Source organism: Akkermansia sp. N21116, assembly GCF_029854705.2.
Lineage (GTDB): Bacteria > Verrucomicrobiota > Verrucomicrobiia > Verrucomicrobiales > Akkermansiaceae > Akkermansia.
Map to the genome: position 1 here is coordinate 2005644 of NZ_CP139035.1, position 25359 is coordinate 2031002.

Annotated in this window: 30 protein-coding genes; 28 read left to right on the forward strand and 2 right to left on the reverse strand. The window is 53.1% G+C overall.

Annotation, left to right across the window (positions count from 1 at the left end; all coding sequences use genetic code 11):
- Positions 1–116: 116 nt before the first annotated feature.
- The 3 genes from QET93_RS07710 (at position 117) to QET93_RS07720 (ending at position 1573) form a co-directional block, all read left to right on the forward strand.
- On the forward strand, positions 117–410 hold the full coding sequence (locus QET93_RS07710) for a hypothetical protein (RefSeq protein ID WP_280131662.1): 294 nt from the start codon (positions 117–119) through the stop codon (positions 408–410).
- 167 nt (positions 411–577) lie between these two features.
- Positions 578–1039, forward strand: a complete 462-nt coding sequence (locus QET93_RS07715) for a hypothetical protein (protein ID WP_280131661.1) — start codon at positions 578–580, stop codon at positions 1037–1039.
- Positions 1040–1054: 15 nt separating this feature from the next.
- On the forward strand, positions 1055–1573 hold the full coding sequence (locus QET93_RS07720; RefSeq protein ID WP_280131660.1) for a hypothetical protein: 519 nt from the start codon (positions 1055–1057) through the stop codon (positions 1571–1573).
- Positions 1574–1808: 235 nt separating this feature from the next.
- Here QET93_RS07720 and QET93_RS07725 read toward each other — a convergent pair whose 3' ends face one another.
- Entirely contained in the window at positions 1809–2096 is a 288-nt protein-coding gene (locus QET93_RS07725; RefSeq protein WP_280131659.1) for a hypothetical protein, read from the reverse strand.
- A gap of 45 nt (positions 2097–2141) precedes the next feature.
- Positions 2142–2369 (reverse strand): hypothetical protein, encoded by a 228-nt coding sequence (locus QET93_RS07730; RefSeq protein ID WP_280131658.1) that lies wholly within the window; start codon positions 2367–2369, stop codon positions 2142–2144.
- Between the two features lie 186 nt (positions 2370–2555).
- Between QET93_RS07730 and QET93_RS07735 the strand changes: the two genes are divergently transcribed.
- From QET93_RS07735 to QET93_RS07855, 25 genes are all read left to right on the forward strand, one after another.
- A complete protein-coding gene (locus QET93_RS07735) occupies positions 2556–3233 on the forward strand; it encodes a ParB/Srx family N-terminal domain-containing protein (protein ID WP_280131657.1) in 678 nt (225 codons plus the stop codon).
- Positions 3223–4614: a ParB N-terminal domain-containing protein gene (locus QET93_RS07740; RefSeq protein WP_280131656.1), complete on the forward strand. Its 1392-nt coding sequence runs from the start codon at positions 3223–3225 to the stop codon at positions 4612–4614. The genes QET93_RS07735 and QET93_RS07740 overlap by 11 nt, the downstream gene beginning before the upstream one ends.
- Positions 4611–4916, forward strand: a complete 306-nt coding sequence (locus tag QET93_RS07745; RefSeq protein ID WP_280131655.1) for a hypothetical protein — start codon at positions 4611–4613, stop codon at positions 4914–4916. Before QET93_RS07740 ends, QET93_RS07745 begins: the two co-directional genes overlap by 4 nt.
- On the forward strand, positions 4900–5538 hold the full coding sequence (locus QET93_RS07750) for a hypothetical protein (RefSeq protein ID WP_280131654.1): 639 nt from the start codon (positions 4900–4902) through the stop codon (positions 5536–5538). Before QET93_RS07745 ends, QET93_RS07750 begins: the two co-directional genes overlap by 17 nt.
- A gap of 156 nt (positions 5539–5694) precedes the next feature.
- Positions 5695–6267 carry a hypothetical protein gene (locus QET93_RS07755; protein ID WP_280131653.1) on the forward strand — a complete coding sequence of 191 codons (573 nt, stop codon included), beginning with the start codon at positions 5695–5697 and terminating at the stop codon, positions 6265–6267.
- On the forward strand, positions 6264–8165 hold the full coding sequence (locus tag QET93_RS07760) for a terminase gpA endonuclease subunit (protein WP_280131652.1): 1902 nt from the start codon (positions 6264–6266) through the stop codon (positions 8163–8165). The genes QET93_RS07755 and QET93_RS07760 overlap by 4 nt, the downstream gene beginning before the upstream one ends.
- Before the next feature lie 38 nt (positions 8166–8203).
- Positions 8204–8482 (forward strand): hypothetical protein, encoded by a 279-nt coding sequence (locus QET93_RS07765; RefSeq protein ID WP_280131651.1) that lies wholly within the window; start codon positions 8204–8206, stop codon positions 8480–8482.
- A gap of 1 nt (position 8483) precedes the next feature.
- Positions 8484–10088, forward strand: coding sequence for a phage portal protein (locus QET93_RS07770; protein WP_280131650.1), 1605 nt, complete (start codon positions 8484–8486; stop codon positions 10086–10088).
- Positions 10085–11278, forward strand: a complete 1194-nt coding sequence (locus QET93_RS07775; protein ID WP_280131649.1) for a head maturation protease, ClpP-related — start codon at positions 10085–10087, stop codon at positions 11276–11278. Before QET93_RS07770 ends, QET93_RS07775 begins: the two co-directional genes overlap by 4 nt.
- Positions 11279–11314: 36 nt before the next feature.
- On the forward strand, positions 11315–12397 hold the full coding sequence (locus QET93_RS07780; protein WP_280131648.1) for a major capsid protein: 1083 nt from the start codon (positions 11315–11317) through the stop codon (positions 12395–12397).
- A 39-nt stretch (positions 12398–12436) separates the two neighbouring features.
- Positions 12437–12781, forward strand: a complete 345-nt coding sequence (locus QET93_RS07785; protein ID WP_280131647.1) for a Rho termination factor N-terminal domain-containing protein — start codon at positions 12437–12439, stop codon at positions 12779–12781.
- A gap of 14 nt (positions 12782–12795) precedes the next feature.
- A complete protein-coding gene (locus tag QET93_RS07790) occupies positions 12796–13083 on the forward strand; it encodes a hypothetical protein (RefSeq protein ID WP_280131646.1) in 288 nt (95 codons plus the stop codon).
- 2 nt (positions 13084–13085) lie between these two features.
- Complete coding sequence (locus tag QET93_RS07795; RefSeq protein WP_280131645.1) at positions 13086–13625, forward strand: hypothetical protein; 540 nt, start codon at positions 13086–13088, stop codon at positions 13623–13625.
- Positions 13626–13641: 16 nt separating this feature from the next.
- Entirely contained in the window at positions 13642–15102 is a 1461-nt protein-coding gene (locus QET93_RS07800; protein ID WP_280131644.1) for a hypothetical protein, read from the forward strand.
- 27 nt (positions 15103–15129) lie between these two features.
- Positions 15130–15639: a phage major tail tube protein gene (locus QET93_RS07805; RefSeq protein ID WP_280131643.1), complete on the forward strand. Its 510-nt coding sequence runs from the start codon at positions 15130–15132 to the stop codon at positions 15637–15639.
- 20 nt (positions 15640–15659) lie between these two features.
- Positions 15660–16043 (forward strand): hypothetical protein, encoded by a 384-nt coding sequence (locus QET93_RS07810; protein WP_280131642.1) that lies wholly within the window; start codon positions 15660–15662, stop codon positions 16041–16043.
- 122 nt (positions 16044–16165) lie between these two features.
- The gene (locus QET93_RS07815) at positions 16166–18496 is read left to right on the forward strand and encodes a phage tail tape measure protein (RefSeq protein ID WP_280131641.1); all 2331 of its coding nucleotides are present in this window, start codon (positions 16166–16168) and stop codon (positions 18494–18496) included.
- Positions 18489–18713: a tail protein X gene (locus tag QET93_RS07820; protein WP_280131640.1), complete on the forward strand. Its 225-nt coding sequence runs from the start codon at positions 18489–18491 to the stop codon at positions 18711–18713. The genes QET93_RS07815 and QET93_RS07820 overlap by 8 nt, the downstream gene beginning before the upstream one ends.
- A complete protein-coding gene (locus QET93_RS07825; RefSeq protein ID WP_322189931.1) occupies positions 18714–20141 on the forward strand; it encodes a contractile injection system protein, VgrG/Pvc8 family in 1428 nt (475 codons plus the stop codon). It begins immediately after the preceding gene.
- Entirely contained in the window at positions 20141–20488 is a 348-nt protein-coding gene (locus QET93_RS07830) for a hypothetical protein (RefSeq protein ID WP_280131638.1), read from the forward strand. Before QET93_RS07825 ends, QET93_RS07830 begins: the two co-directional genes overlap by 1 nt.
- A 72-nt stretch (positions 20489–20560) precedes the next feature.
- A complete protein-coding gene (locus tag QET93_RS07835; protein WP_322189932.1) occupies positions 20561–21085 on the forward strand; it encodes a hypothetical protein in 525 nt (174 codons plus the stop codon).
- A gap of 32 nt (positions 21086–21117) precedes the next feature.
- Positions 21118–21351 carry a hypothetical protein gene (locus QET93_RS07840; protein ID WP_280131636.1) on the forward strand — a complete coding sequence of 78 codons (234 nt, stop codon included), beginning with the start codon at positions 21118–21120 and terminating at the stop codon, positions 21349–21351.
- A complete protein-coding gene (locus QET93_RS07845) occupies positions 21348–22508 on the forward strand; it encodes a baseplate J/gp47 family protein (protein WP_280131635.1) in 1161 nt (386 codons plus the stop codon). Before QET93_RS07840 ends, QET93_RS07845 begins: the two co-directional genes overlap by 4 nt.
- On the forward strand, positions 22508–23158 hold the full coding sequence (locus tag QET93_RS07850; RefSeq protein ID WP_280131634.1) for a phage tail protein I: 651 nt from the start codon (positions 22508–22510) through the stop codon (positions 23156–23158). The genes QET93_RS07845 and QET93_RS07850 overlap by 1 nt, the downstream gene beginning before the upstream one ends.
- 4 nt (positions 23159–23162) lie before the next feature.
- Entirely contained in the window at positions 23163–25352 is a 2190-nt protein-coding gene (locus QET93_RS07855) for a hypothetical protein (protein WP_280131633.1), read from the forward strand.
- The last annotated feature ends 7 nt before the right edge of the window (positions 25353–25359 follow it).

Consider the following 25359-nt stretch of genomic DNA (forward strand, 5'->3'; position numbering starts at 1 on the left):
AGAGACAAGGATTTTTCGACGATGCGGAGGTACGCAAACCGATTATTGGGATTACGGTATGGGTACGTATGGAACAGGCCATGGATACGTATTGACGATAGGGGGAGGATCAAGAAATGAACGACGCCTTGACCCAGATGATCGAGGCGGCTATCGGCCATATGGCCGGGGGGATGTCCAAGGGAGACGCCTGCCTCAAAGCCGGGCTGACGGTGGAGCGGCTGGCGTATTACACGCGCCGCGATCCGGCGTTGAAGGCACGGGTGGACGAGGCGATGAAGAAGGGGGGATTCCAGCGGTCGCCAGGGAGCGTGTTTACCCGGAAACCGCCCAAGGAGAAACCGCCCAGGGAGGCTAGCCTTGCCGAGATTCAGAGGCGGTGTGACGAGAGACTGGGAAAATCTGGATAAACGAGCGTATTTGAGAACGAGAAAGTTTCATAGTGTTTTCATGTTGACTTTTATTTTTATTTTACGATATTTAATCTACTGTTCCGATTCGCTTGTTTCGTGATTCTGAACAAAGAAACTCTCATTACCGATGAGATTTATGGATCATATGAGAAAAAACGTGTAATATGAAAAAAATATTCCAACTTGCACTCATTGTTGCCGTGGGTATGAGCCATGCTTATGCAAAAGTATCAGAATGTCGATTGACGGATACCTTAAAGGTAACCGGATTCTCTTATAAGTTGCTTGTCAGCAAGGACGAAAACGGGAATGAATATCTCACTCCGATGTATAATCCTGACGGAACGCCGTTGCTGAACCCGGATGGAAGTCCGAAATATAGGCTGGCCAATCCTCTGACAATTATCTATACAATCAAGGGGACATATCAGATCAAGCATAAAGACGGGACGACGGAAGGTCCCCGTGATTTTTCAAAGGAACTGACTGGTGTGTTTCCACAAATTGTACCACCGGAAAGCATTAGTGCGGATCAGGCCGAAAAACTCGGTGAAACTGTAATCGAACAAGCCAGGCAAGGGATTAAGGAAGCCCTCTGCAATCTCAACAAATGCAATGAACAATAAAAGGAATTATAACAAATGAAAACATTATTTAGGGTTTTGGTTTCGGGAGCAATATGCTGCTTGTTGATGACAAATTATCAGGCATCCGGGAAAGATATGAAAGTGAAAATCATTCCCAGTGATCCGGATGGCATCATCAAGCCCATTGAAAAAACGGTCAATCTTGATGAAAAGTCTGCAACAGGCGGTTCTCCAAACAATCCTATCATTCTCGGGAAGATCAAAAATGTCCACGAGCTTAAGCTGAAACAGGAAAACTATATCAGGAAGCACTACGAAGGTTATCGCGTCAATGGAGATAGTTTGACCGTCAACAAAAAAGGCCGTATCATCCAAGGTTTCATGCTCAAAAACGATGATGGAGTATACAAGCATATCTATTTTGATGCCGATGATGCCTTAAGAAAGTACAATAGGCTGAAAGATAAGGGTTTGGCAGACATGGTAAAAGAGATATTGAAGGATGCAGAAGAAAATAAAGGAAAAACGAACAATCCTTATAAAGTACCGGAAGGTGTCATTGTGAAACCATAATGGGCAATGTTCAGGCATTGAACAGGTTGCTTTTCAGAAGGAAAAAGACCGTCTCTCTTGCGAGGGGCGGTCTTTTTTTCTTCATGTTTTGGGTGTATGCGCTTGGAATGGTCAATTTGGGTTGTTGTTTTTTTTCACGAGGGAAAACGAGGAGAAAAAAGGCCGTCCCCCTGATCAGGACAGCCTTTGTGTTTGGCCTTTTATGGCCGGGATGCTATGTAATCCGGCGAACGGTTTAGTCGCCGTTTATGGTTGGCGGTCTCCGGGGGCGGGTGCCTTCGGGGGCCGCCTTGCCACGCCGGGGTTTTTTCTTTCCTGCGCGTTGTGCGTTGAGGGTGTCGTTTTCGACGACGAGGGCCATCATGCGGAGGGATTGCCGGGACGGGCGTTGTTGACCGGAGAGCCATTGCCAAACGCTGGTCGGGGAGATGCAGAGGAGGTCGGCCGCCTGAATGACGGCCTGACGTTTTGTAGACAGCCCCCGGCTTTGCATGATGTGAGCGATGAATTCCTCCGGAGTCATAGAGGCTCATTATCATGAGCCGCAACGTTTGGCAATGAGTATTGGTTATTCCGTGAGGCCGGGGTCGTTTTCCCAGGGAGCATCGGGGGTTTTGCGGATGAGTGCCTTGGCGATGACGCCGTTTTCGTCCGCGATGATGATGGTTTCAAGCCATCCCCCGTCGTCCACGGGGCAGTCCATGGCGGCTCTTGTTGCCTGGGAGACGGTTTGAGCCGTGCCGACTGTGCTGTTGGCGTTGCTGGTCGTCGCCGTCCATTGGTATATTTCGTTCATGGGGTTTTAGTCGTGTTTATGGTTGGTGCCGGGCGCGGGCGGGATACCCGGCCAGGCGATTTCAATGTGCTCAACCTGCTTGAGCATGGCAAGTTTTTTCGTTTTCATGCCGCAATATTGCGTGTCAATGGATTCGAGGTGCATTTTTTTCTTTAACTGGCATGCCAGTTTCTTTTGAAGGTGGGTATGGAACAGGGTAAGAACGATGCTGTATCAAGGGCGGTTGCGGCGGGGGTGCCGGTTTTCTGCCGTTTTGACGAAATCAGGGCGACGGCCGATCTGGTGGAGAATCCGGACAATCCGAATATGCACCCGGATCATCAGGTGGAGCGGCTGGCCATCATTATCAAAGGGGCCGGGTGGCGGGCGCCGATCACGGTGTCCGATCTGTCTGGTATGATTGTGAAGGGGCATGGGAGGTTGAAGGCGGCCCGGCTGGCCGGGCTGGCCGAGGTGCCGATTGAAATCCAGCACTATGATACGAAGGAGCAGGAACACGCTGATTTAATCGCGGACAACCGGATTGCCGAATTGGCCGATCTGGACGAGAACGCGCTGCGGATGCTTCTTGAAGATATGGGGGACGACGAGGCGCTGGGGCTGACGGGGTTTTCCCAGGGGGAGATTGACGATCTGCTGAATGCCCCGCCTCCGGAGGTGCCGGACGATCTTGATCTTGACCGTGACGAGGCGGGTTCCACGTCTCAGAATTTCGTGAAGTTCGGGACGGTGAAGATTATTTTGAGCGAGGATGAAGCGCGGAGGTTCCGGGCTTTTTATGATCGTTATCTCGACAAGAACGGGAATACGTTCGGGATTTTCACGGAGCTTTTGACGAAGGGGGACAAGAGGTATGCAGGTTGAGTTCATCGAGCGTTACCCGATTGCGGATTTGAGGCCAGCGGATTACAACCCGCGCAAGCTGGACGAAGACAAGTTCGTGATGCTTCAGGAGAGCATCAGGCGGTACGGGGTCATCAAGCCCGTGATTGTCAACGGGGACAACGGTATTCTGACAGCGGGGCACCAGCGGACACGGGCGATGAAGGCATTGGGGATGACGCATTGCCCGGCTGTACGCATCGGGGGGATTACGCAGGTGGATGAAATCCGGTTCAATCTCTTTCACAACTCGATTGAGACGGGGAAGAGCAAGGCATGGGTGACGGGCGGGCTTGAGCCGGGCCGGTATCATGTTGTTGCACCCGGGCGGCTGGGCTATGAGAAGAATGACAATGCGACTGTGGTTTTCGAGATGGCCCGTTTGATGATGAAGTATGGCGAGTGGGGGTCGATTGTGTGCAATGAGCGGGGGGAGGTGTTGCTGAACAGCGACTATGCGGTCGCGGCGAAACAGTTACGGCGCGAGGTGATTTGCTATTGCATTCATAATGAGGATGAGGCGGGCATGATGGAGTTGCTCAATATTGAGTACGGGCAGTACCATTATGATGCGCTGGGGGTGAAGTCATACAATCAGTTGCTGTGCCAAATGCACCGGCTGACGCCGGGTGGGAAGCGCGATTTGGCGTCCACGACGTATGAACGGTATGTGTTCCCGATGTTGCAGAAGGGGATGCGGATTGTGGATTTCGGGGCGGGGCGGTGCGCCTATGCCCGGATGCTGGAAGGGAAGGGGTATCACATTTTGCCGTATGAGCCGCATTTCCAGCGGGAGGAGAAGTTGTGCGTGCGTGAGGTGGTGAGGCAGATTATGAGGCTGGAACGGGATATTGCCCGTGACGGGTTGTATGATCTGGTGGTGCTGGACAGTGTGTTGAACTCGGTGGTGAATTCGACGTTCGAGCATTATGTGCTGACGGCGTGCAATGCGCTGATGAATTGTGACGGCGCGCTTGTGCTGGGGACGAGGAACAAGGAGTTTCTGGACAAGGCTCTGAACTACAAAAAGCTGAATGCGGCAGGGCGGCATATTGAGTTTTTGGACAAGGAGAATTTCGGGGCGACGTTCCGGGCGGGGGTGTGGACGATGCAACATTTCCATACGTTCTCGTCATTGAAAAAGCTTTTGCTGGGGTATTTCGAGGATGTCGAGGTGATGGGGGTGAGGTCTGCATCACAGATATACGCGATTGCCCGGAAGCCGTTGCCGCTTGATCGGGGGAAGGTGCTGGACGCCTTGAATGTCGAATTCGATATGGAGTACCCTGGGGGCTACAGGCATCATCAGCATCATGGCCTCGTGGATGCGATTATCAAACGTCTTGACGAACGGGAACGATGAAGGCTCTGGATTTTGGTTTTGAATTGATGAAGAACGTGTGGGTCTTGCGTCCGGGGAAGAAAGCCCCGTTGCTTGATCTGATGATTCTTGTCGCCATTCAACGGGGGCATGTGACACGGAAAGCGATTCTTGCCAATATTCCGAGCAATGAGGGGTCTTTTTTTGGTGCGATCCGGTCGCTGGTTAGAAACGGCTATATTGTCCAGGTTAAGGATGGTGTCTCACGGTATGAGGTTACCAAGCGGGGGGAGTGTGTGATTGCCGAACTTTTTACTGTGAAAAAACATGAATATCACGCTTGATGCCTCGCATGTTCTGAAGGAGCTGAACGCCCTGAATGAAAAGGGGAAGAAGGTTGACGAATACACCGTGAAGGATATGAAACGCCGGATTCCGGGGGCGGTATCGACAGCCGTCTCGAAGGTCTATGCGATCAACAAGAATCGCGTGGCCGCTTGTTCATCCTACTACCACGACAAGACTGGGCGAGGGCGCAATTCCGGGAAGGCGAGCGTGAAGACAAAGTTCATGGGGAAGACGATTTCCACCCTGGCGTTTGTCTTTACGGGAAAGAAGGATGCCGAATGGAAAACTCTGCCCAAGAAACCGCCCAAGGCTCGTGTGACATCGAAAAAGAAGGGCAGGGGGGGGAGGGCTGTCCGAAAGCCTTATGTCGTGACGGTTGAAACGTACAGAGGAAAGCCCCAAGCGATTAAAGGGAAAAACGGGCACAGAGTCTATGCAATCGACGGAAGAAACAGGGCCTTTGTCGTGGGGCGTAGCAACAAGCCCATGATCCATGCATCATCATCCGTCCCGCAAGCAATTATGAATGAAAAGTCACAAAAGATATGGCGTCCGAAACTCAACAGCGAATTGGAAAAACGTTTCTTTCACCATTTCAACCGCCTCATGAAAAAATAAACGGTCAAGACCGGGCGGGCGACGTAGGTACTGTCCGGCGACCCTTTGATTGCGCTGGGCTCCATCCCAAATCTCGCGCATTTTCTGAATTTTTTTATGTCCTTTGGTTCACCCCCCTCGCGGTGGATTGGGGGCATGACCTGAATCGGATGGATTATGAAGGAACCTGATAAAAAGCCGGAGGAATCCGAAAGCAAGTATGTAACAGCGGAGAAATTGGCAAAACTGCTCAATCTCTCCGTTCGCCGTGTTCAGGCGTTGCGGGCTGACGGGGCGTTTGTTGTCGAAGATACTCCGATCGGGAAGCGGTATGTCTTCGGGGCTTCTCTTGTTTCCTATATCCGATATTTGCAGAATCGCCAGGACACGGCGTCTCTGGAAAGGCAGAGGCTTGAAGCTGATGTGCGTTTTAGGAATGCGAAGGCTAAGGTGGAGGAAATCAAGCTGGCTTTGCTCAAGGGGGAGGTTCACAAAGCCGAGCATGTCAGGATTTTGTTAAACGGGATGGTGCAGGAAACGAAGGCGGCACTCATGGCACTACCGGGACGTTGCGCGATGGATTGCGCCGGGGCGGCCCCGAACGAAGCGGCAAACATTATCAAGGAAGCGGTATTTTCTGTTATGGCCGACATGGCAACACGGACTTATGATCCGGAACGATTTGCCGCCCTCGTTGAAGCGGACGGGGATCAGATGGCAAACGGCGATGAGGAGGACGATGATTCATGAATGTTTCGGAACGACGCAATCTCACGAAGATTTACGACGAGGCCGCAAGTTTGTGGTTGCCTCCAGAAGACCTGACTGTTGACGAATGGGCTGACAAGTACCGCCGCCTTCCAGGCGGGTTGTCCGCAGAAGGCGGGCAATGGAGGACAGACAGAACGCCCTACATGAGGGAACCGATGCGGGCTTTTTGCGATCCTCTGGTTGAGGAGATTGTATTCGTTGCTCCGTCGCAGGTTGGAAAATCGGAACTGGAACTCAATATCATCGCCTACATTATCGACCAAGACCCGGGGACGATTCTGTATGTTCAGCCGAGGAAGGAGGACGCCCAGTCGTTTTCCCGTCTCCGCATTGCTCCCATGCTCAAGGCATGCGATAAAATCCGGGACAAGGTTCACGACACGGACAGGAAAGGGCGGGCGGCAACTTCGACAGTTTTACAGAAGGCGTTTCCGGGCGGGATGCTGACGCTTGTCGGTTCGTCGAGCGCAAGCGACTTGTCTTCCCAGCCCGTCCGTTATGTCATCGGTGACGAGCTTGACCGTTTCGCGTCCAGCGCAGGGCGCGACGGCGATCCGTGGGAGCTTGCCAAGCGACGACAAAATACGTTTTACAACCGCAAGCGAGTTGCCGTTTCGACGCCTACGGTCAAGGGTGCCTCCCAGATTGAATTCCTGTTTACTCAAGGGACACGGGAACGGTGGAAGACGAAGTGTCCATGTTGCGGCGAATATTCGGAAGTTCGGTTCGACGATATTCAGTTCAAGGCGTCGTCCCGCCGCATTGCCGGAAAGGTGGACTGGGTTGTCGATGTCAACGGCTGGAAGTGTCCTCATTGCGGCGACATTGTTCCGGAGCAGGATGTCAAAAAGTCGGATGCCAGATGGGAGGCAGAAAATCCGGACGCTATTCAAAACAACCGTTGCCGGTCATTCTGGCTTGGAGGGTTTTCATCGCCGTGGCGGCCATGGAAAGATATCATCCAGAATTTTTGCAAGGCGAAGGGGGATGTGGAACGGCTCAAGGTATGGAAGAATACGGATGTCGGCGAGTTGTGGGAAAACAGGAATTCTGCAGCGGATGAAACGGAACTCATGGCCCGAGCCGAGCAATATCCAGCGGATGCCGATTTGCCGGGGGAACCGGGACAAGGGCCTTTGATCCTGACTTGCGGCGTGGACTGCCAGCACAAATACATGCAGTATGAGATTGTCGGCTGGGCGCGGTACGGGGAAAGCTGGGGGATTCGGACAGGCTACATTCCCGGTGCTCCGGACGACGACAAAACATGGGAGCAACTCGACAGCATCATTTCTCGGGTGTACAAATTCCAGAACGGGCGAGGTCTCCGGGTCATGCTGACGTTTATCGATTCGGGCGACGGTAATTTTACGAACGAGATTGCCAAGCGATGCAAACGGCGCCAACAGGCCAATGTTTTCGCCGTCAAGGGTAATGGCCAGCCGGGCCGTCCGTTTATTACGCCGCCGAACCGTGTTCCCATTTCGGAGAACAAGAGGAATACCTACATCCTCTATAATATCGGTGTCAATGCCGGAAAATCGGCGATCATGAACGCCGTCCAGGTACAGGAACCGGGACCGAATTACATGCACTTTCCCGGAGAAGACCGAGGGTATGATTTGAATTTCTTTGCCGGGTTGCTTTCCGAGGTCGAAGTCGCAGTCGGGAATGTCATGAAATGGCAGAAGCTTCCGGGACACGAACGGAATGAAGCTCTCGACATCAGGAACTACGCACGAGCGGCCGTGAAAGTCATCAATCCTGATTTCGATGCCTGGGAACGAGCCTTAAGGACCGATCCCGTCAAAAAAGCCCGTGTCTCTCTTCCGCGCCGTCCCAGGCGACCGTCATTGCGCGATCAGCTTTTTGACTGAGCGATATACACGTTTTTTTTAGGCGTTGACTCCGCATCATGGCGTTAATGGCCTCCGAGCGCATACAGAAATTGAAAGAACGGCTGGAAGAACTCCAGACCGACAAGTCGGACGTCAAGCAAGCAATTAAAACTATTCTCTCCGGGAAAGCCCAGAGCTACGGCGTCGGCACACGAAACAAGTCGGCCTACAACATGAGCCTGGGAGAACTTCGCGCCTATCTCCGTGAGATTGAATCAGAAATCAACGGGATTGAACGGGAACTGGGCGGCTACGGGCGCAGAACTCTCATGGGATTTGTTCCGAAAGATTTTTGACATGGGCAAGAGATATACCAGAACGACCAGACGGGTGAGAAACTACGGCTACGGCGATGCCGGAGCCTCCGGAACGCGCCGGGCGTTCAAGCAATTCAGATCGATTTCAGGGTCACCGCATCAGGACATCGACCGTCACAATTCGACTCTTCGGAGCCGGGCGCGGTCTCTCTACATGTCCGCACCCATGGCAACGTCTGCCATCAAGAGCCTGAGAACATCCGTCGTCGGGCCGGGGTTGTACCTGCATGCCCAGGTAGACGGGAAATATCTCGGCCTGACAAAAGAAGAAACAACAACGCTCAACAACGAAATCGAAGCCGAGTTTGAATTATGGGCAGGAAATAAACGGTCTGCCTCCGTGACCGGGTTGAGCGATTTTTACGAGTTACAGCAAATAGCAATCATGGCCTGGAAAACGTCGGGGGACGTTTTTTGCCTGTTTGAACAAGGAAAGCCTGACTGGCTTCATCCGTACAGTCTCAGGCTCCGGCTCATTGAAGCGGATAGAGTATCCACGCCAGGTACGTCGAATGTCATTCCGTATCTGACATTTGGCATGAACAAAACGACCGGGAACAAAATTTTCGACGGCGTAGAAGTTGACCGTTACGGACAGGTTGTCGCCTATCATATCCGCAACGTTTATCCACAGGAAATTTCGGTCGATGAACCCGAATGGATCAGGGTTGAAGCTGTCGGCAAACGAACGCTCCTGCCGAATATCCTGCATATCATGGAAGCCGAACGTCCGGAACAGTACAGGGGTGTTACCTGTCTCGCGCCTGTCATCGAAAATATTTTGCAACTCGGCAGGTATTTGAACGCCGAGGAGGCCGCCTCCCTGTTGGAGACATGCCTGACCATTTTCGTCAAAACCGATGTTGACTCAGATGGAGTTCCGTTGCGGATGCCGACCGAAGCCATGTCGGAAGAAACGGAACAATCGGAGGATGATCGTGATCCCGCAGACTATGAACTCGTGCCGGGCGGGAATGTCGCTTTCTTGAGACCTGGAGAAGATATTACGTCCGTCGATCCCAAGAGGCCATCCACGGCTTTTGACGGTTTCGTGACGTCGGTTGCCAAACAGATCGGCGCCGCTCTGGAAATTCCTGTGGATGTTCTTGTCAAGAGTTTCAACAGTTCCTACAGCGCGAGCCGGGCGGCGTTACAGGATTATTGGCGCAAGGTCAAAAACGACCGCATCAGTTTCGCGGGAAGTTTCAACGCGCCGGTTTACGAAGTCTTTTTGTCGGAAGCCATTGCCCGCGGGCGGATTCTCGCACCCGGTTTCTTTTCGGATGCGAGAATCCGTGCTGCCTACCTGAATCACGAGTGGAACGGCCCGGCAATGACTCATCTTGACCCAGAGAAAGAAGCCAGGGCCATGAAAATCATGGTGGAAAACGGGTGGAAGACGAACACCCAGGCGACAACGGAACTGACCGGGGGGGATTATTTGAAAAATATCGAACAGCTTGCCAGCGAAACGCCTGCCATTGTTCCCATTCTTGCCATGCTCGCGGATGCGGTGGCCGCCAAAAAAGAAGAATCATCGTCACAACAATCTGAAAAAGAAGATATTAACAGCGAAGAACAATGAAACAAAATCAATCCACCAGAAAATTCTGGAATATTATCGCGGATGACTCATCCGATACGGCAGAAATCGATCTTTTCGGGGAAATTGTTTCCGAGAAGCCCATCGATTTTTGGACGGGGAAGGTTATCGAAGGAAACTATATTACTCCGGACGGATTCAAGGAGGAACTCGCCAAGTGCAAGAACAAGAAAAATATTCTGATCCGTCTGAACTCTCCCGGGGGAGACCTTTTTACGGGTATCGCCATTCATAATGCCCTGAAAGGTTTGTCAGCACATAAAACGCTCCTTGTTGAGGGCATCGCCGCTTCTGCCGCATCCGTCATCATGTGCGCTGGGGATGACGTTCAGGTCTACCCCGGAAGCATTGTGATGATCCATGGGGTATCGTCGCTGATCTACGACCTGATGACGTTGCAGGACGCAAAAAAACTCGTCAAGGCGATGGATTCCATGGAGGCATCCATTGCGGAAATTTATGCGGCCAAAACCGGGAAGGAAACCGATAAACTACGGAATCAGATTACGAATGAAACGTGGTTTACCGGCAAGCAGGCCGTTGAAGCCGGGTTTGCCAATACGTTGCTGGACGAGGAGTTGACGAACAAGGTTCAGTTCGTTGCCTGCGCCGGGGGCAAGTTCAGAGTCAAAACGGGCGATCTTCCCATTCCGCATAATTATTTTAATACCGTCCCTGACGACATGAAGGAATCCGTCGTGACAGAAGAAAATCCTGATACGGAGACGGAACCATCGGAAGACGACCTGAAAAACAGGCTCGCCCAGGCAGAGCAGGAACTTGTTGCGGCGAAGTCGGAACGCGACGCCTTGAAGAAGGAAGTCGAAGCGGCCAAGTCCGGCTCTGTAGAATCAACAGAGAATTCCGAGAAAATCAGGGTACAGGCCATTGCCGACGAACGGAAACGTCTCGAAGAAATCGATGCGATTGCCAGCGGGATTGATCCCGAACTTGTCCGGAAAGCAAAGTATGCCAAGCCGATGACGGCTCAGGAACTCGCGTTTGCCGCCCTCAAGGATGGGAAAGCGATTAATAGCGGGTTCCTGAACGCCCGTACCGCCGACTTGCAAGACAGTAATACGGGCAAGGTCGGTTCCGAATCAATTGAAACAAATACCGCCGATTCCGATCTGAAAACCGGGATTGATGCCGCCAATAAATCCACCAAATAACAACACAAAAATCATTAGACGAAAGAAAACATAATTATGGACCCAAACGAAATCACATCCATTGATCTTCGCGACCCGCAAACGCTGATTGCGATGATCGGAACGCTGGAAGCGGCGCCGAGCTTTCTGCTCGATACCTATTTCCCGTGCAATCCCGATACGGACATATTCAATACGGCGAAAGTCATTGCCGACTACGATTCCTTCAATCGCAAACTCGGCAATTTCATCAAAGTCGGCAGTGTAGGAACGGCTCGCGATCCGTTCTATACGGACGAATTCGCTCCTGCACGCATTTCCAATTCGCGCACTCTGACGATTGACGATCTTTCAAAGCGCGGTTTCGGCGAGGCTGTTTTTTCCGGCCTTACGCCAGCCGCCCGGCAGGTTGCCATTGTCGGCCGCGATCTTATCAACCTGATGGACATGTCCAGACGATCGCAGGAAAAAATGGCGGCCGACTGTCTGCAGAATGACGGCTATGACATGCAGTACGTGGACAAGGATGGGAACCCGACCGAGAAAGTAACGCTTGCCTTCCACGGCGATACAAACGACTGCCTCTACACGCCCGGCGTCAAATGGGACGCTTCCGGCGCAAAAATCCTTGCCGATCTCCGGGCCATGAGTCGAATTCCCATTACGAAGGGCTGTTCCGTCTCAGACGTTATTCTTGGTTCCGATGCCGCCGCCTTGTTGCAGGAGGACGAAAAAATCATGAAGATGCTGGATAACCGGCGTTATGAAATGGGGCAAATTGATCCGAAGCTTCAAGCGTCCGGGGCCGTGATTCTCGGCCTCATCAATGTGGACGGCGTTTTGCTCCGTCTGATCCAGTACATGAAGGAATATGAAGACGACAAGGGAGTCAACAAGCCGTTTATTCCTTCGAGCAAGGTCATCATGACGGCACCCGGAGCCGGAAAGGCTCTTTATGGGGCCGTGACGCAAATTGACGAGCCGGGCGGCCCGATGGTTACCCATCGAGGTCAATTCGTGCCGAAATACATTTCTGATCAAGAAAACGACATTCGCAAAATTCAGATGTCAAGCTGTCCCTTGCTCGTCCCCAAGAAAAAGGGGTGCTGGGTATGTGCCGATGTCGTGACGTCGGCCTGAACTGTTTTCGATTAATCATCAGAAAGGAAAGACAGAACCATGTATCTTATTAAGGTAAAAAGCAACTACGGCCAGCACATTGGCAATCGCGTTGTCCTCAGGCGTCCTCAGGACAAGGAACCGTTTGAAATCGACGACAAGAAAGGGCAGGAACTCATTGACCGGGGGATTGCCGAACTTGTTTCCAAAATCGAAGACGATGACTCCGAGCATAAACCGAATCTGGCAGACCTGAAAGTCACCGAATTGAAGGAACTCGCCAAAAGCCGGGGGATAGAAGGCGCATCTGCCATGAACAAGGCTGAACTGGTCGAAGCCTTGTCAGCAGTAGAGGACGATTCTGTTCCCGGTCCGCTCGGAAATCCTGAAAACGGCGTGGAATGAGTCTGAAAAGCGACATGGCAGTAGACATCTCCGAGGTCTTCCTGAATACGGAAGATTTCGGGGATGTACATGTCGTGGACGGGAACGAAATCGTCGCCGTGTTTTACGACGAGGAAATCCAGCCGAACGATCCCGAATTCGGCCTTGTCTCGAAAAAGTGGACTCTGCAAGCGTCTTCGGCGGATATGCCGCCTCCTCGGAAACCCGGCGCCACGCTGGAAATCGACGACAGGGTGTATCTGGTTGAAACATGGCGGGAGGAATTGGGCATGTCCGTTGTGTCCCTCAGCGAAAATTGTTAATCATGACGACTCAAAAGGCAATCGACGACATCGCGCAATGGATTCGCGACCATGTTGCGGGGGATGTTGAATACAAGGTTCCTCCGGCTTCCGGCCGGCCGAACAGCAAAAACTACGGTTACACGCTTGCCCATCCTGCCGTTTTGACGATGTTCGATCCTCCCGGCGACGATGATACGATCATTGCCCCCTGCATTGTCGTCCAGATGACGGACGGGGAACATGATGTCGTCCGTCAAAAGGGGGAGCTGAATATCAGGCTTGTCCATAAAATCTGGAATCCCGGCCTTCATACGCCGTCGTCATTCACGCCGAACGCCGAAGGCTGGCGCGATCTGGACTCCTTCATTGAAGTGACCCGTTCCCGAATCGAACAGGTTTTGATTCTGAACGGTCACCGGGTCAGGACGGAGACAGTTCAGTTCGGATTCATGAAAATGGAACAGGCCCTTGTGGACAATTACCCGTTTTTTTTCGGCCACGTTTCCTTTTCCATCGACTTTTTCAGCATGGTACGTCCTGCAATCCTTGAAAACATCTAAACAATAATACAATACAATGGCAAATACATATCTACACGGCGCATACGGAGGCATTGGGGCAACCCAGGCCCAAAGCGCCATTCAGGCCGGGACGATCCCGGTGTACGTCGGCACGGCTCCCGTCAATCTTGTCCGGGGGTATGCCGATTCCGGCATCATCAATACGCCGGTGAAACTCTCCAATTTCACCCAGGCGCAATCTGTGTGCGGGTATTCGGCGGCGTGGGGCGTTTATACGCTTTGCGAGGCCATGGCCGCGCATTTCAATAATCCGCTCGGCAATTACGGCCCTGTCTACGTCATCAACGTGCTTGATCCCGACAAACACCGGAAAAGCCAGCAGGAAACAAAAGCCCTGAGTTTTACGAACGGCCGTGCCGAATTCATCAGCGACGACATCATACTTGATACGTTTGCCATAGCCGATCTGGCCGAGGGTGTTGATTACGACCTGGACTACAATTTCACGAAATCGTCTGTCATCGTAACGCTCAAGGATAAAACAACGAAGTCGGCAAACGTCACCTATTACTCTGTGGATGCGACCACGGTGAAAGCGGCCGACATTATCGGAAGCGTGACGGCCGAAGGCGAATACTCCGGCATCGCGGCTTTACCTCTGCTGTACAATCTTGACTTCAAGGTTGCCAATCTGCTGGCCGCTCCCGGCTGGTCACATCTTCCGGAGGTGTACAACGCTCTGGTGACTGCGGCTCAAAAAATTAACGGTCACTGGATGGCGTTCGTGGTTGCGGACATTCCTCTGGAATCCGTGGACACGATCGAGAAGGCGAAGACATGGAAGCAAACGAACGGCTACACGTCGGAATTCTCGAAGGTCTTCTGGCCTCAGGCCAAATCGGCGACCGGGGAAATCTATCACCTGTCCACGCTGGCCGTCTGGGCGATGCAAAAGACCGATACCGGAAACAAGGGGATTCCCGGCGAAACGTGTTCCAACAAGGCTGTTCCCGTCATCTGCCAATGGTTCGGCGAGGATTCCAGAAACAGGGGATTTGACCAGGAGACGGGGAACGGGCTGAACGAATACGGTATTTCGACCGTCGTCCCGTTCAACGGTCAATTGGTGCTGTGGGGCGGCCATACGGCGGCGTTCCGCTTCGGCGCGACGTCGGACGCACTCTACATTTTCGACACCAACATCCGCATGCTGGAACATATCGTCAACAGCTTCCAGACGGAATGGATGCCTCGCATCGACAAGCCGATGACGATCCAGTTGAGGGACGAAATCATTCACCGCGAGAACGACAAGCTCGCCGGGTATGTGGCCCAGGGGTTCCTTGTCGGAAGTCCTGAGTGCATTTTCCTGCCCAGCGAAAATGATGCCTCCGACCTGATGAACGGCGATTTCCGCTGGAATCTGGCCGCCACGGTTACACCTCAATTCAAGAGCGGCACCATTTCGGTTTCCTATACGGATGCCGGGCTGTCCGTGTACACCGCAGAAGACTAATCCCCAACAGAAGAAAGAACAGAAACCATGACATTCCAAGACCTTTCGGGAGCCGTTATCGCGACTTCCGTTTATGCCTCCGGAACCCAGATTGCCGGAAATATTCCGGTCAAACTGCCGGAAATCACGCCCAAGCTCGTCGAAATCACGGCGGCTGGCGGGACGCTGGAAATTCCCGTCTGGCAGTTAATCGACGCGATGGAATCCTCCATCAGCAAGACCGGACTCGACAAATCCTATGCCCAGGTCATTACGCCGGAGGCATTTGATTTGATTATCAACATCGTCCAGCAATCCGTCAGTGCTGACGGCACGACGACGCCCCAACATATCAAAGCCTATCAGCGCGTGATTCCCAAGTCGGCGCCGGGTCTTGAACTCACTCCGGGGGAATCCGGGGAAAACGAAATCACGTTTTCCGTCCTGTCCTACCAGCTTTATCTGGACGGGAGCAAGGTGCTCGACATCGACGTTCCGAAGGGGATTTGCTTCGTCGGAGGCAAAGACTATTCGGAAGGTATTCGCAATATGCTGTAAATCAATAGATAATATATAAAATGGAAAAGATAGAATTAGATTATCCGTTTGAAATCAATGGGGTGCCGGTCACGGTTATCGAATACGATTTCAATCATTTCACGGCGTCGGATTATTTTGAAGCGATCAAATCACGGAAAGCATCCTCCGCGCAATCATCCGTCCATCCTCTGAACGACTACGACATGCACTATGCCATTGGAGTCAGGGCGATACTCGCTAGCAACAAAGACAAGGGATGGAGTGCGGAAGATTTTAACAGGATCAAAGGTAGCGACGTCTCCAAAATCATGTTTGCCGGACTAAATTTTTTTGGAGCAAAGCCCGACGAGCCACAGGAAAGCAACTCAGACGGGCAATTAGAATCTATTCGGAACGCTTCCATGCCTCCCGGCAAGAGCTGATGCAAATGCCTCTGGCTGAATTCTGGGAGGAGTTCCAGGATGCTGCCGAAGACGATGCCAGAAGAAGGGAACAAATCAAGAGGGAACACGCCCCACGAAACAGAAGGAAAGGAAGATAGAACATGCCGTCCGGAAAATCCATGACTGCCGTCGTCAGTATCGGCGGGGCTATTGATCCTTCCCTGCAAAGATCGATTACGGCGGCGCAGAACTCCGTAAACGGGTTAGGCGTCAAACTTGGCAAAATCGGCAGTTTCACCTTCAAGGCATCCATCGCCGGAGCCGTAGCCCTGGGAGCGGGTATCGCCGCTGTCGGGACTGCGGCGGCGGCGGCAGTCAATCAGCTTTACGATCTCGGTTCCGAGTTCGACGAGGCTGTTGACACTATCCGCATCGGGACGGGAAAGACGGGTGAAGACCTTGTCCGTCTTGATAAGTCGTTTGAAAAAATTTATGCAAACGCCATTCAGGGCAAGAAGGAGGTTTCATCGGTTGTCGCCGACCTGAATACGCTGACAGGGCTGGAAGGGAAGGTTCTGGAGGATTCAGCGGAAAGGATTCTCAAATCGTCTCAGATGCTCGGGATCGAATCCAAAAACATTGTCGATTCATCGGCCAGGGCAATCAATGCGTTCGGCGTTTCTTCATCGGAATTGCCTGATGTGCTGGACTATACGTTCAAAGTTGCCCAGGAGACGGGCGCGGGAATGGATGAATTGTTCAAAACGGTTCATGAAAATTCGTCTGCGCTGAAGACATTGGGCTATGATTTGAAACCGGCTATTGCCCTGATGGGGCAGATGCACAAAGGGGGCCTCGAATCGTCAAAAGTGATGATGGCGATGAATACCACCGCCCGAAATTTGCAGAAAAAGGGGTTCAAGGATTTGGGGGTCGGTCTCGCGAAAACGTATGAGGCAATCAAGAAAGCGAAAAATGAAACGAAAGCTTTTGAAATAGCTTCCGAAATTTTCGGCGCAAGGGGGGCGGCAGCGATCACAAAAGGAGTCCGAGCCGGAACAATCGGGACAAGAAAACTCATGGAAAGCATGGAAGCGTCGTCCGAAAGCATTCTGAAATGTTATGACGATACTGCCGATTTTCCTGAAAAAATGACGGCCTTGCGGCACAATATCGAGGTATCACTCCGTCCGCTGGCAGACAAGATTTACGATTCACTGAACAGGATGTTTCCGGCCATCGAACGGACGGTCAACAAGATTCTTCCCCTTGTCAAATCCGGCGTCGAGAAGTTGCTCCCCTATGTTGAAAGAGCCATCCAATCCATCGAACAATGGATCAACGGGATCAATATTGATGCGATTGTCGCGAAGGCGCAACATGCGGTCAATCAATTCGGAGAGGCTGTCAAAACCGCATTCGGATGGTTTCAGCAAAACGGGCCGTGGCTCTTGAAAATGCTGAAAAAAATAGGTACTGCATTCCTGATTTACAAAACAGCCGTAGTCACATTGACTGGTCTTTATAAGGCGTACAAACTGATTACGTCCGTTACGAAAATCTGGACGGTTGCCCAGGCCGCCCTGAACGTCGCCCTGACCGCGAACCCGGTCGGCCTTGTTATAGCCGCGATCGCGGCTCTGATCGCGATCGGGTATGTGCTCTGGGACAATTGGGACGTGATTTGCCAATGGTTCGGCGAGGCGTGGGAATGGCTCAAGGCCGGGTTTAACGTCATGTGCGAAGTCCTGTCCGTCGCCTGGGATCATACGTGCGATGCAATCAGTGATGCCTGGGACGCTTGCGGGGAATGGCTGTCGTCTGTCTGGGATTCGATTTGCGATTCCCTGAATGCGGCCTGGACGGCATTCAGTATCGCTCTTCAAGCCGCCTGGGACGGAATTTGCAAGGCATTGAAGGATGTGTGGAATGGCCTTGTCTCGTGGTTCAAGACAGGAATTCAGGTGTGGGTCATGATCGGCAACAAGATAGGGCAAGCCCTTAAGGACGCTTTCACGAGTGTGCGTGACTGGGTCATGCAAATTGTCGATTCCATTCTTGCCAAATTTACATCTCTTTTTGACGGCATCAAAAACGCAGGGAACAAAGTCAAGGGATGGTTCGGATTCGGCGGCAATGACTCCTCTCCGCTTCCGGCCAAGGCGGCGGGCGGGTTTACGTCCGGTTTGTCTCTTTGCGGCGAGGCCGGGCCAGAGGCAGTTATATCGTTCGATCCACGGTACCGAGCCGAAAACCGGGGGTATCTGATGACGGCGGCTGATATGCTCGGCATGGATTTGTCGGCGGGGGCATCCTCACGGCAGAGCGTTGTTTCCTACCATCTCGGCGGGGTGACGTTTGCGCCGGTCATCAAGGCGGGAGCCGGGACGACTTCCCAGGACATTGTCCGGCAACTCAAGGATGCCCTCCCGGACTTGCTCGATATGATACAAGACGGACTTACGGAAAGGAGCGTTGGAAAATATGCCTGACACAACGGGGATCATCTACACGGCCAAGGCGGGCGATACGTGGGACAGGCTCGCGTTCAACGCCTGGACGGATGAAGGACTCATGCACCTGCTGATTGCGGCCAATCCCGATCTGGCGTCAATCGTCGTCTTCGAGGGCGGGGAAAAAGTCCTGATACCGGACATCGAGGAACCGCAACATACGGAGTCATTGCCTCCGTGGAGAAAGGGGGAATAAATGCTGAATGCCCAGGTGACATGGCAACTTTTCCCGTTCGGGCCGTTACCCGGCCATTTCATGCCGGTGGAAGATTTCGAGGCATCGGCCGGGGTGAAAATCGAGAACGATTCGGAGGGGGGATCATCCCGGGTGACGGGCCGTGAATTGCAGACGTGCGCGTTTTCGATCCACGTCTCCAAGGTGACGGGAGGCAATCCCCGCTTGACCTATGAGGCGTTGCGGAAGCTTAAAGGAGTCAGCGCACCGATTTTCATCAGCGGCGGGACATCCATGAGCCTACCGAATACGGTGCTGGACTTGCTTCAAACGTCCGATTGGAAACAGGCCCTTACGTTCAACGGAGCCGTTACGCTGGCCAAAAGCCTTTTGCTCGGTTCGTCGCTCGGCGGTGTCTCCTACATGCTGACGGATGTCCAAATTGACTCGGAACTTTTGGACAAAAACGGGGAACTGATTGACGCGAGAATTCGCCTCTCGTTTACCGAAGACGCCGGGGAACGTCAGTCGGGCGGGTTGAAGGTGTTGATTAACGGCAAGGATATTACGGCCAGTATCGCCGTGACGGGGTGCGTCTACGAAATGCATGCCGAAGGGGAGGCCGACAGCCTCGATATCCGCTTTGCCGATACGCAAAAACGCTGGGTCGGCTGGAAGCCGAGCAAGGAGGGCGATACCGTCCAGATCACGGACGGAGTCATCAACTCCGGCGTCATGTTCATTGAATATTTGAAGCCGGAATCCGGGGAATATACCCTTCGCGCCTACAGCGTGCCGAAGTCTGGCCGCAACAAGAAAAGCAGAAGCTTTGAATCATTGTCCCTGCCGCAACTCGCCTCGACCATCGCCAGTGATAATAAATTGACCGTCAAAAACTACGGCGTTAGCGACATCAAATATCCGTATATCCAGCAACGGGGGAAGTCCGACCTCGCCTTTCTTCATGAGCGTTGCAAACTGGCCGGGGCTTCCTTCCTCGTTTTTAACAAGACGCTTTGCTTGTATGATGAAAAGACGATGGAGGGCAGGGATGCGGCGAAAACGCTTACCCTGGGGCCGTCCGTCGAGGCGAAATTCACGGATGACGCCCATACGGCGTACAGTTCGGCCACACTCCGGAATTCGGCCCATACAGGGACGAGCGAAGACGGGAATGTCAAGACAGGGAAGAATCTCGTGGTAACGGTCTCAGAAAAAACGACGGCCCAGGCCGAGGCGAACAAGCTTGCCCAGTCCATGCTACGGAACGCGAACAAGAACATCCGTCGAGGTGAAATCACGATGACGACGCAACGGGAACTGGCGGCGGGAAGCGTCGTCCGGATACTTGCGAACGGCTGGGCCGGGAACGCTTTCATTTACCGATGCCGCCATGATTTGAAGGCAAAAAAAACGCGCTTCTGGGTGCGTGAACCACTTGATTATTAATGAACGTTCAAAAAGGAACCATCCATAGCATCGAGGGCGGCAACCGGGCGAAATGCGTCCCGGTGAACGATCCCGGCATTGTGACCCAGCCCCTTGTGATCCCGTTTTACTGGCGCTCCGACATGGGCAATGTCCAAGTCGGTGAAGAGGTCTATTATCTGGAAGATGAAGCAATGGGAGGCTATATCATCGGGCGGTGCGACGGCGAGTGGCAGCATGCCATCCGGGGAGACGTCAGCATCGAGGGCGGCGTGACGGCCACGGGCGATGTTGTCGGCCAGGGAAAGAGCCTGGCGACCCATACGCATACGGATTCGCAAGGCGGGAAAACGTCTCCTCCGAACTGAGCGATATACACGTTGCCCGTCTTGTTGTCCGGCGTCACTCTGGCAATGATGTTAGGATTTTGGGGATCACATGTGTTTGACGCCGGGCGGCTGGCATTCCGGCCACTGACGGACGGCGTGTCCCTTAACTCACAGCTTGACGTCGAGCAAAAGGAGACGACGGAGGCGCAGAACCCGCTTGACGTCAAGGGCGGGGACAAGCCGCAGGGCTTTTCCGTCCCTATCATGACGACTCTGCTTGCCGGGGGGCTTGCCCCGGAAAAGGAATACAACTCGTGGGTGCGCGATCTGGGCCAATCGAATCCCTTCATTCTGGGCAACATGGTTTTCGGGCCGCCACGTTCCATTCTCAAAAACGTATCCCTGAGCGATATTGTTTTCGGCCCCAAGGGCAACATGATCGCCGGAAAAATCACGCTGGATTTCATCGAAGACGAACCCCTGTCCGTGACGGGGAAGGATGTCAAGGATGACAGGAAGGGGCCGAGCAAGGCCGAAAAGGCGGCGAAAAAGAAGAGTTCAGGCGCGGCATTTTCGTTTACCGAGGTTGACCGGGCCGAAGCAACACGATTGCAGAAGGAGGCAGGGATCAAATGAAAAGCTCGGGAAACGGATTGCCTCAGACTTGCATGGTAAACCTCTTTCGACTGGCTCAAGGGGAAGTGCGTTTTGATGTGTTGCGTGGCATTGATACGAAGATTTACGACAAGCCGGAAACGTATGTCGATCCCCTTCTCAGGGCCGAAGCCTACTGGCTTGTGTCGCAGTATGAACCCCGGATCACGTTCAACGGCATGGATATGGCGGGCATGCCGGAACCGGGAAATTTTGCCGTAACGGCATCGGGAGATATTGAATCATGACGGCAGACAACCAACTGAATTTTACGGAAATCGACGCCGGGAAGCTTAAAGACAAGCTGATATCCGTCATCGAAGAGGCGACGGGCGAACTCCTGTACCCCGGCGACGAACGCCGGATTTTCGTCGAAAATCTTGCCTATGCGCTGGCGACATTTGTGTCAGCGGAAAATGAAGCCTGTAAATCACGTCTGCTGGCCTATGCGCGGGGCCGTGAACTGGATGCGCTCGGCGAGCGCGTCGGATGCAAACGGCTGGAACCGACACCGGCCCGAACGACGTTGAAATTTTCGCTGGCCGCCGCCCGATCCGTGGCGACGATCATCCCGTCCGGTACACGATGCACGGCTGACAATACGATCTTTTTTGCGACGGACGCCGCCGCGACGATCCCGGCAGGAGACATGACGGTCGAAGTCCCGGCCACGGCGACGACCGGAGGGACAAAGACAAACGGCATCCCGGCAGGTAGCGTGTCGTCGTTTGCCGACGACGTGCCTTTTGTGGCAGGCGTCACGAATACAGTTGAAAGCACGGGCGGCGACTACGGCGAACCCTATCCCTCTGCCATTGACACGGACAACGGCGACGACGGCACGGGGGATGACAAATACCGCGCCCGTATCGCCCTGGCTCCGTCCGGCTTTTCGACGGCCGGGCCGCAAAGCGGGTATGAATATTTCGCGCGTTCCGCGACGTCGAATGTCGCGGACGTCAAAGTCATCTCGGAACAGGAAGCCGGAACCGTGCAAATCATCATCGTGGAAGCGGACGGGAAAGCTCCGTCTCAGGCCACGCTTGACGAAGTGTATGCCACATGCACCGCCCCCGACATCAAGCCGCTGGGGGACAAGGTGATCGTGAGCGGCCCCGTTGCCGTCGAATACGGCATTGAATTGAAATACTATGCCCTGGAAGCGGAAGAGTCGGCCACGGTCGAAGCCATCGAAGGACAGGGAGGGGCGATTGAACAATATATTGCATGGCAGGGCGGCGTGATCGGCCGCGACATCAACCCGGACAGGCTCCGGGCCTTTTGTCTCGATTCATGCGTCCGGCTGGAAGTGTCGTCCCCCGTTTTCACATCCGTTTCCGACAGCCAGATTGCCCGATGGAACGGCACGCTGACCGTCTCACACGAAACCGTCCAGGAATCATAATGCACCTGCAGAACATCAACCTCGGCGACATGCTCCCGCTCTTTATGCGAGCGGACGCCGATACCCGCGCCCTGGCGGCAGGGTTATCCGAGGTGTTGCAGGTGCTTGCCGGGCAGATTGCCAAGCTCTCGACATGGGATCATCTCGACAGTCTGACGACTGGGGAACTGGATGCCCTGGCCGATGAATTGCGCGTGTTCTGGTACAAGCCCGATTTGAGCGACGAGCAAAAGCGGGCCATCCTGCTTGACTCCGACAAGGTGTACATGCACCTGGGCACCGTATCGGCGGTACAGTCGGTCATTACCGACGTGTTCGGCACGGCGAAGGTGGAAGAATGGTATGAATACGGGGGGCGTCCGCACTACTTCCGCATCAACGTATCGACGTCGGAAACAATGACGAGAGAAAACGAGGCGAAGCTGATTGCCTTGATCGACAAGGTAAAACGCAAATCGCAATGGCTCGAAAAAATCGTCAATGAAATCAGGGCAAGCATGCAGTTGCATGTCGGCGTCACGCTGGCCGTCAGCAGACGCACCAGAATTACCATATCACAGTGGCAGGACAACACCCCGGCGACGTCGTACCGGGCCGGGACGACGACTGTCACCCGATATGCGGAAAGTCAGGAAGTAATACAAGGATAACGTTATGGCATCATTCAAAAATTTGGCTCTCACAACGGCGGGAGAAGAGTATCTGCAAGGCATCATCATGGGGGAAATCAGGGAACCCCTCACCTTTACAGGCATAGCCATTGGAGACGGAAAACTGGCATCCGGTGAAACTCCGGCCTCCCGGACATCGCTTGTGCATGAAGTCCACCGCCTGCCCATCGAAAATTTTGACAAGTCGGTACGGGGAAAGCTGGTGATGACGGCCCGGCTGGCAACGGATATACTGGCGGCCGACGTCCTGCACCGGGAACTGGGGCTTTATGCCTCAAACGACAACGGCGATCAAATCCTGATGACCTACGGGAACGCCGGGGACGAATACGACTACATCCCGGCCACGGGAGACAAGGCGGCCATTTACAAGACGATTACCGTGACATTCACGACAGGCGGCGCGGAAGTCACGTTTGCGGATTTGCCGTCCGATGATCTGGTAAGTATAACGGCCCTGAATGCACGCATTGCGGAAGTCCTGCCCCGCCTTGCCCGGGAAGCCGCCCTGGACGTATGCAACGATGCCCTGGCCGACGCGAAAAAGGCGGCGATTGATGAAATCAACAACGCATCGGCCGATGTCCTGAATGCGGCGAAAACGGCAACCGAGAAGGCGACGGAAGCGGCTAATAGCGCGACGGCTGCAGATAACAGTGCGAAGTCGGCGGACAGTTCCAAAAAAGCGGCGGCGACGTCGGAAACAAACGCTAAGACGTCAGAAACAAATGCGGCTAACAGTGCGAAGTCGGCGGCGGACAGCAAGACGGCTTGTGAGAATATCCTTTCTCAAATGCAGGGGCTTTTGAAGAACGTTCCTTTGCTTGATGCCGATAATATCTTCACCGGCATTAACCAGTTCCCAGGTATCAATATCAAAAACAGCGACAATGGTTCTGTTTACGGGTTGGGCTTTTTAGGTACAACAGGATCATTCGGTTTGATCTTGGCTCCTTATCAGGACTTCCAGAATTTAGGACAGTCCCCGTGGTATTATCAGGCTAATGGATTGTGGAACATGTATGGAGGCGGCGGAATCAATCTAGGAGGCAATCTCACCGTGACTCATCAGGCGACATTCAAGAAGGGCATCATCAATGAGAACGGTATTTATTACACGAAAACAGGAACGCCTGTGCAAATAGGCGCAGTGACAACAGCCGCAGATGGGGTTTACCATGGCTGGTTAGTGATGAATAACGGGGAAGTTAATGGAGCTCAATTGTCAGCAAAAGCTATGACTACTACAGGAGTATCACCTGATCCAGTCTTGGCGTTTGCCGATAGGACTGCGGTCCTGTATGAAGGAGGATTGGACATGAGGTCTCATAAAATTCTCAATGTCGCTTCAGGCACAGCTCCCACGGATGCGGCCACGGTTGCCCAAGCCGGAAGCGGTGGTTCGGTACCGGAAAATGTAATTACAACGGATAACATTGCCGAACATGCGGTAACGGGTCTTTTCTTCTACCCTGGGCAAAGTGATTCCATGACGGGAGACGTTGCGCTCCATCTTAACATTGAAAATGTTAATGGGGTGGAATCTTTGTGCCTCTCGTCAAATGAGGTTGGCGAAAGTATCCCGCTCAATCGTTTCGGTGGAGTTGATTTATCAAACTATCAGGGTCCTGTTAATATCAAAACTCCCAATGGCACGAATATTTTGAGGTATGATTCAAATGCCGACAAGGTTGTGATAGGCGCGGAAACCTTAACTGTTGAACTCGATGCATGGAACTTTGAAAGCCATGCGGATAATGGATGGAGCCAGTCTGTCGGGAGTCAGAAAACGTTTGAACTGATGGCATCAAACGGAGATTTCAAGGTGAAAAACGGCAAGGAAATCCTGTCCGTTGACAGCAACGGAAATATTTCTTTAGGCGATATGGATGCCAACATCAACATGATCGGGAATAATATTCTGACCGAAGCTTACATGTGGCGCGTTAATGCCGATTCGATGGTATCACTTGAACTCTGTAGCGATGGCGAATTCAACATGACCGGGAACATGATTAAGGCGACGGCCTGGTACTCATTTGTTGCCCAGGCCAATTCAACTTACACAATGGAAATTAATACGAGAGGTGAAATAAACTTTCATGCTAACTCGTTTGCTTACAATAATATGAGTGTTGTCACAAGCGGTTCCGTCAACACACTTGAACTTTGATCCAACA

What these genes read in the sequence shown, in the direction of transcription:
- QET93_RS07710 (WP_280131662.1), top strand. Translation starts at nt 117, where the DNA reads ATGAACGACGCCTTGACCCAGATGATCGAGGCGGCTATCGGCCATATG.
- QET93_RS07715 (WP_280131661.1), top strand. Translation starts at nt 578, where the DNA reads ATGAAAAAAATATTCCAACTTGCACTCATTGTTGCCGTGGGTATGAGC.
- QET93_RS07720 (WP_280131660.1), top strand. Translation starts at nt 1,055, where the DNA reads ATGAAAACATTATTTAGGGTTTTGGTTTCGGGAGCAATATGCTGCTTG.
- QET93_RS07725 (WP_280131659.1), bottom strand. Translation starts at nt 2,096, where the DNA reads ATGACTCCGGAGGAATTCATCGCTCACATCATGCAAAGCCGGGGGCTG.
- QET93_RS07730 (WP_280131658.1), bottom strand. Translation starts at nt 2,369, where the DNA reads ATGAACGAAATATACCAATGGACGGCGACGACCAGCAACGCCAACAGC.
- QET93_RS07735 (WP_280131657.1), top strand. Translation starts at nt 2,556, where the DNA reads ATGGAACAGGGTAAGAACGATGCTGTATCAAGGGCGGTTGCGGCGGGG.
- QET93_RS07740 (WP_280131656.1), top strand. Translation starts at nt 3,223, where the DNA reads ATGCAGGTTGAGTTCATCGAGCGTTACCCGATTGCGGATTTGAGGCCA.
- QET93_RS07745 (WP_280131655.1), top strand. Translation starts at nt 4,611, where the DNA reads ATGAAGGCTCTGGATTTTGGTTTTGAATTGATGAAGAACGTGTGGGTC.
- QET93_RS07750 (WP_280131654.1), top strand. Translation starts at nt 4,900, where the DNA reads ATGAATATCACGCTTGATGCCTCGCATGTTCTGAAGGAGCTGAACGCC.
- QET93_RS07755 (WP_280131653.1), top strand. Translation starts at nt 5,695, where the DNA reads ATGAAGGAACCTGATAAAAAGCCGGAGGAATCCGAAAGCAAGTATGTA.
- QET93_RS07760 (WP_280131652.1), top strand. Translation starts at nt 6,264, where the DNA reads ATGAATGTTTCGGAACGACGCAATCTCACGAAGATTTACGACGAGGCC.
- QET93_RS07765 (WP_280131651.1), top strand. Translation starts at nt 8,204, where the DNA reads ATGGCGTTAATGGCCTCCGAGCGCATACAGAAATTGAAAGAACGGCTG.
- QET93_RS07770 (WP_280131650.1), top strand. Translation starts at nt 8,484, where the DNA reads ATGGGCAAGAGATATACCAGAACGACCAGACGGGTGAGAAACTACGGC.
- QET93_RS07775 (WP_280131649.1), top strand. Translation starts at nt 10,085, where the DNA reads ATGAAACAAAATCAATCCACCAGAAAATTCTGGAATATTATCGCGGAT.
- QET93_RS07780 (WP_280131648.1), top strand. Translation starts at nt 11,315, where the DNA reads ATGGACCCAAACGAAATCACATCCATTGATCTTCGCGACCCGCAAACG.
- QET93_RS07785 (WP_280131647.1), top strand. Translation starts at nt 12,437, where the DNA reads ATGTATCTTATTAAGGTAAAAAGCAACTACGGCCAGCACATTGGCAAT.
- QET93_RS07790 (WP_280131646.1), top strand. Translation starts at nt 12,796, where the DNA reads ATGGCAGTAGACATCTCCGAGGTCTTCCTGAATACGGAAGATTTCGGG.
- QET93_RS07795 (WP_280131645.1), top strand. Translation starts at nt 13,086, where the DNA reads ATGACGACTCAAAAGGCAATCGACGACATCGCGCAATGGATTCGCGAC.
- QET93_RS07800 (WP_280131644.1), top strand. Translation starts at nt 13,642, where the DNA reads ATGGCAAATACATATCTACACGGCGCATACGGAGGCATTGGGGCAACC.
- QET93_RS07805 (WP_280131643.1), top strand. Translation starts at nt 15,130, where the DNA reads ATGACATTCCAAGACCTTTCGGGAGCCGTTATCGCGACTTCCGTTTAT.
- QET93_RS07810 (WP_280131642.1), top strand. Translation starts at nt 15,660, where the DNA reads ATGGAAAAGATAGAATTAGATTATCCGTTTGAAATCAATGGGGTGCCG.
- QET93_RS07815 (WP_280131641.1), top strand. Translation starts at nt 16,166, where the DNA reads ATGCCGTCCGGAAAATCCATGACTGCCGTCGTCAGTATCGGCGGGGCT.
- QET93_RS07820 (WP_280131640.1), top strand. Translation starts at nt 18,489, where the DNA reads ATGCCTGACACAACGGGGATCATCTACACGGCCAAGGCGGGCGATACG.
- QET93_RS07825 (WP_322189931.1), top strand. Translation starts at nt 18,714, where the DNA reads ATGCTGAATGCCCAGGTGACATGGCAACTTTTCCCGTTCGGGCCGTTA.
- QET93_RS07830 (WP_280131638.1), top strand. Translation starts at nt 20,141, where the DNA reads ATGAACGTTCAAAAAGGAACCATCCATAGCATCGAGGGCGGCAACCGG.
- QET93_RS07840 (WP_280131636.1), top strand. Translation starts at nt 21,118, where the DNA reads ATGGTAAACCTCTTTCGACTGGCTCAAGGGGAAGTGCGTTTTGATGTG.
- QET93_RS07845 (WP_280131635.1), top strand. Translation starts at nt 21,348, where the DNA reads ATGACGGCAGACAACCAACTGAATTTTACGGAAATCGACGCCGGGAAG.
- QET93_RS07850 (WP_280131634.1), top strand. Translation starts at nt 22,508, where the DNA reads ATGCACCTGCAGAACATCAACCTCGGCGACATGCTCCCGCTCTTTATG.
- QET93_RS07855 (WP_280131633.1), top strand. Translation starts at nt 23,163, where the DNA reads ATGGCATCATTCAAAAATTTGGCTCTCACAACGGCGGGAGAAGAGTAT.